Origin of the sequence: Devosia sp. (assembly GCF_040509215.1) — a bacterium.
Lineage (GTDB): Bacteria > Pseudomonadota > Alphaproteobacteria > Rhizobiales > Devosiaceae > Devosia.
On sequence record NZ_JBEVLL010000393.1, the window covers coordinates 1 to 4,089 of the forward strand.

The window sequence follows — 4,089 nt, forward strand, 5'->3', positions numbered from 1 at the left end:
TGAAATTGGCGAGCGAAGTGTAGCCCACCTCTTCCGCGATATGTTGGATGGGCTGGTTCGTTCCGGACAGGCGCGAGCATGCTTCGCCGATGCGCAAGCCGATCAGATAGTCCGAGATGCTTGCCTGCGTGTGTTTGTGGAACATGCGGTGCAAGCCTGAGAGGCTTAAGGAGGCAATCTCGGCCAGGTCCACCAATCGCAGCGGCTTGTGATAGTGCTGATGGAGGTGCAGCAGGACACGGTCAATGCGCAAGCGGCTTCCTTCCACCGGCTGCGGCGCTTTGGTCGAGAGCGGCTGAATGTCGTCGGCTTTTGCGATCTGCAGAAGGATCTCGATGAGCCCTATGAGACGCTGCGCCGGCGGCCGCGCGAAAATCGCCTCGAACTCCTGAGCCAGCGCCCGGCCAAGCCCGGTGCCGAATGCCAACCCTGTCGCAGCACGGCCGATAAGCCGTGCGACGGGCCGGAACTCCACCGTGCCGCCGATCAAGCCTTCGATCCATTCCTTGCGAAACCAGAGAACAAGCGCGACATGCGGTCTTGCCGGGTCGATCTTTTCGCGGGATGCCCAAGTGTGCGGAAGGTTGGGCCCGACCAGCACGAGGTCGCCGTCGTCATAGCTGCCGACATGATCGCCCACGAAGCGTTGGCCGCGTGAATTGAGCGTCAACGTCAGCTCGAGCTCGGGATGATGGTGCCATTGGAACGGAATGGCATCGTCCAGCCGACGATTGAGCATGCTCCATGAGGCGTCCAGCGGTACCGGCAAATGTTCCAGGAATGGCCGCATCAAGCGCTGATCGTGTTCATCACGCCAGAATAGTATCAGAAATCGCCAACTGCCGACAACATAAGGCTGTTGGCGCGGCTATTCTGTCCCCATCGTCTGACGACCAGGGATGCCGAGACGGGAGACCGATATGCAGACTGCACTCAAGCGTGACAGCCATCCGACCACTTCCGCAACGACCCAGCTCAAGGATATCGGGAAAACGATGCCGCTGCGTGTTTTATCGAAGGCGGATTGGGAGCATTGGACGACGAAGGGATACCTCATTGTCCGTGGGGCGGTGCCTGCGGCCAATGTAGAGCGTCTTGTCGACCTGCTCTGGAAGTTTGACGACAAGGACCCGTCGGACCCCTCCACCTGGTACACGCCCCAGCGCCGCGAGCATAAGATGAAGGAGCTCAACAACACGGGCATGCTGGAGATCTACAATCACCAGTACCTTTGGGATAATCGCATGGACAGGCGCGTCTACGATGCCTTCGTCGATATCTGGGACCGGGAAGATCTTTGGGTCACCATTGACCGCGCCAATCTCAATCCGCCCAGGAAGGTCAAGGGCAACCCCAACGGCTTCATCCACTGGGACGTCGACACCTCCCTTCGGCCGCTGCCGGTCGGTGTCCAGGGCGTACTTAGCCTGCAGAAGCAGGACGGCGACGTCGGCGGCTTCCAGTGCGTGCCGTATCTCTTTGAGCATTTCGAGGAATGGGTAAAAACCCAGCCAGAAGATCGTGACCCTATGCATCCTGACATGACGGGGCTGGAAGTGGTCAACATCGATATGGAACCAGGCGATCTGATGATCTTCAACTCGTTGCTGGCTCACGGCGTTCGGCCGAACCATTCGGACAGGCGGGTGCGCATGGCGCAATATATCTCCATGTACCCCGCCGAACAGCAGAATGAGGCGGAGCGGCAGGAACGCATCCGGCTCTGGCGCGAGCTGGATCATCCCAAGCGGGATGCCTTTCCGGGTGATCCGCGCGAATGGGAAAAGCACAATGCCAGAACCGCGACACTCACTCCGCTGGGCGAAAAGCTGCTTGGCCTCGCGCATTGGTGACACGCACAAGTAAAGGCCTGGTGACGGCGGCTAGACGCGCGGCCGCCATCGCATCGAAAGCATCGCGCGAACCGAGAACCTCGCCGAGGCTTTGCCCGAAACGGGCAGCAGGACCATCAGCCGGTCGACAGGTGGATAGCCTGATCAGCGGTGCAGTTTGCGCCAACGACGATCATTCGAGCGCGAGCGCGCTATCCTCGGAGGAAAAACCTTCCAAGCTGCCGCTAGATGTGAGCTTTCAGGAGGTTGTCCATTCGGTCCCAACCGAGAAGACTGAGGTTGTCAAAGCTTCAGCGATTCTCGGGAGGACCGAATGAACATTCACAAGAATGCCCGTCTGACACTGCTGCGTCGAGAGGAAATGGCGCTAGCGGTCATCGCGGGCGGCCTTTCCAAGGCCTATGCAGCGCGGCTGTATGGCGTGTCGGCGAAGGTCGTGGCGCGCTGGGTAGAGCGCTACGAGGCCGAGGGCCGCGCCGGCATGGTCGACCGATCGTCACGCCCGGGGCACATGCCGCGTGCTACTGAAGCGACCACCGTGGAGCGCATCGTGGCGCTGCGGCGCGACCGCTTCACCGGCAAGCACATTGCCAATCAGGTCGGCGTCAGCCCCGCCACCGTCAGCCGGGTGCTGAACCGCGCTGGACTGTCGCGGCTCAAGGACCTCGAACCGGCCGCGCCGGTTGTCCGCTATGAGCGTGACACCCCCGGCGAACTGATCCACCTCGACATCAAGAAACTCGGGCGCTTCCATAAGATCGGGCACCGTATCACCGGCGACCGGACCGGCCAAAGCACCGACCGCACCTCCCGTAAAGGCGGCGCCGGCTGGGAGTTCGTCCACATCTGCATCGATGATGCTTCCCGCATCGCCTTCAGCCAGATCCTGCCGGATGAAAAACAGGAAAGCGCCGTCGCCTTTCTTAAGGCCGCCATCGCCTATTATGCCAGCCTCGGCGTCACCGTCTCACGCGTCATGACCGATAACGGCGGCTGCTATAAAAGCCGCTCCTTCCGCGCCGCCTGCAACCTCCTTGGCCTCAAACATATCCGAACCAGGCCCTACACGCCCAAGACCAACGGCAAAGCCGAACGCTTCATCCAGACCGCGCTCAGGGAGTGGGCTTATGCGAAAGCCTATCCCTCGTCAGATCACCGCGGTGCCGAACTGCCCGTCTGGCTGCACCGCTACAATTGGCACCGCCCGCATGGAAGCCTAAAATCCAAACCGCCCATCAGCCGTCTCGGCCAAACAATGGACAACCTGTTGAGCATTCACAGCTAGAGCGGTTCAGTGTTATGTACCAGTGCCCGTCATTTTTTGACCGATTGTGCCGCCCCCCATCGCCCTGCTGGGCACTTCTCCCCATAGAACGGGGAGAAGAGACGCCCTCATCGCGGATTTCGCCAATCGCCAACGCTGCAAATTTCAGCGCTGCCGGTACAGCCAGCGCTCCTCTACCCGCTTGCGGGGGTGAGGAGGGGTCGCCGGAGGCGACGAAAAGCCAACGATTTGGCTTTTCGAACGACGAACGCCCGAAGCCATAGCGAAGGGCCGGGCGCCGGCAGGCAGGTGAGGGGGTCGAGCAGACGGGTCAAAAGTAGGAGCCATCGGTACGAAATTCAGGACGGAAAACCGGTTCCCACTTTTCCTGGAATTGCTCAAGCCCTTGTTTGCGCATCGGATTGATCCGAAAACCGCGTCGCACTTTTCGGTCCGATGCGCTAATATTGCCGTCGAAGCTCAAGTTTTCCGGCATGAGGAGTATCCGCGTGAGGTTGGGCATTCTGGCGGTCGGCTGTCTCCCGCTCCTCTCCGGCTGCATGACAGCCGAACAGCAACGTGCGGCGGACGAGGCGCAATGCCGTTCCTACGGCTTCACGAAACGCAATGACGCCTTTGCCGCGTGCCTGCAGCGGATCGATCTCGCCCGGCAGGCCGAGCTGCAGGCCAATTCCGGATTCTACGGCTGGAACCGGCCGGTTGTCTTTTATGCAGTTCCGCCACGGAAAATTCATCGAGGCGCAATCCCGTAAGCAATCCGCCGGCTGACGCCGGCTTCACCTCGACGTAGCCTCGCCCCGCTGAGGCCGTCGATGAAGCAATTACGTTGGCGTTACAGCGAAGCACATCGAATTGATCGGCCCCGATCGGATCGAGCGAGACGCTTTTTCAGGCGAATGCTAGCGTGATGAATGCAGAGGCCGAAAACGGTCTCTCCAAAGCTAGTTCAAG

Annotated in this window: 5 protein-coding genes; 3 read left to right on the forward strand and 2 right to left on the reverse strand. The window is 60.4% G+C overall.

Translation table 11 applies throughout. The features are described from left to right. Positions 1 to 790: helix-turn-helix domain-containing protein (locus ABW043_RS21960; RefSeq protein WP_353923326.1), on the reverse strand; the 790-nt coding region annotated here is incomplete at its 3' end. Positions 791 to 920: 130 nt separating this feature from the next. Here ABW043_RS21960 and ABW043_RS21965 point away from each other — a divergent pair. Both ABW043_RS21965 and ABW043_RS21970 read left to right on the forward strand, forming a co-directional pair. Then, the gene (locus tag ABW043_RS21965; protein WP_353923327.1) at positions 921 to 1,853 is read left to right on the forward strand and encodes a phytanoyl-CoA dioxygenase family protein; all 933 of its coding nucleotides are present in this window, start codon (positions 921 to 923) and stop codon (positions 1,851 to 1,853) included. Positions 1,854 to 2,166: 313 nt separating this feature from the next. Beyond that, positions 2,167 to 3,138: an IS481 family transposase gene (locus ABW043_RS21970; protein ID WP_353923328.1), complete on the forward strand. Its 972-nt coding sequence runs from the start codon at positions 2,167 to 2,169 to the stop codon at positions 3,136 to 3,138. A gap of 310 nt (positions 3,139 to 3,448) precedes the next feature. Here ABW043_RS21970 and ABW043_RS21975 read toward each other — a convergent pair whose 3' ends face one another. Beyond that, positions 3,449 to 3,613, reverse strand: coding sequence for a hypothetical protein (locus ABW043_RS21975; protein ID WP_353923329.1), 165 nt, complete (start codon positions 3,611 to 3,613; stop codon positions 3,449 to 3,451). 13 nt (positions 3,614 to 3,626) lie between these two features. Between ABW043_RS21975 and ABW043_RS21980 the strand changes: the two genes are divergently transcribed. Beyond that, positions 3,627 to 3,890 carry a hypothetical protein gene (locus ABW043_RS21980; protein ID WP_353923330.1) on the forward strand — a complete coding sequence of 88 codons (264 nt, stop codon included), beginning with the start codon at positions 3,627 to 3,629 and terminating at the stop codon, positions 3,888 to 3,890. Positions 3,891 to 4,089 lie beyond the last annotated feature (199 nt).

What these genes read in the sequence shown, in the direction of transcription:
- ABW043_RS21975 (WP_353923329.1), bottom strand. Translation starts at nt 3,613, where the DNA reads ATGCCGGAAAACTTGAGCTTCGACGGCAATATTAGCGCATCGGACCGA.
- ABW043_RS21965 (WP_353923327.1), top strand. Translation starts at nt 921, where the DNA reads ATGCAGACTGCACTCAAGCGTGACAGCCATCCGACCACTTCCGCAACG.
- ABW043_RS21970 (WP_353923328.1), top strand. Translation starts at nt 2,167, where the DNA reads ATGAACATTCACAAGAATGCCCGTCTGACACTGCTGCGTCGAGAGGAA.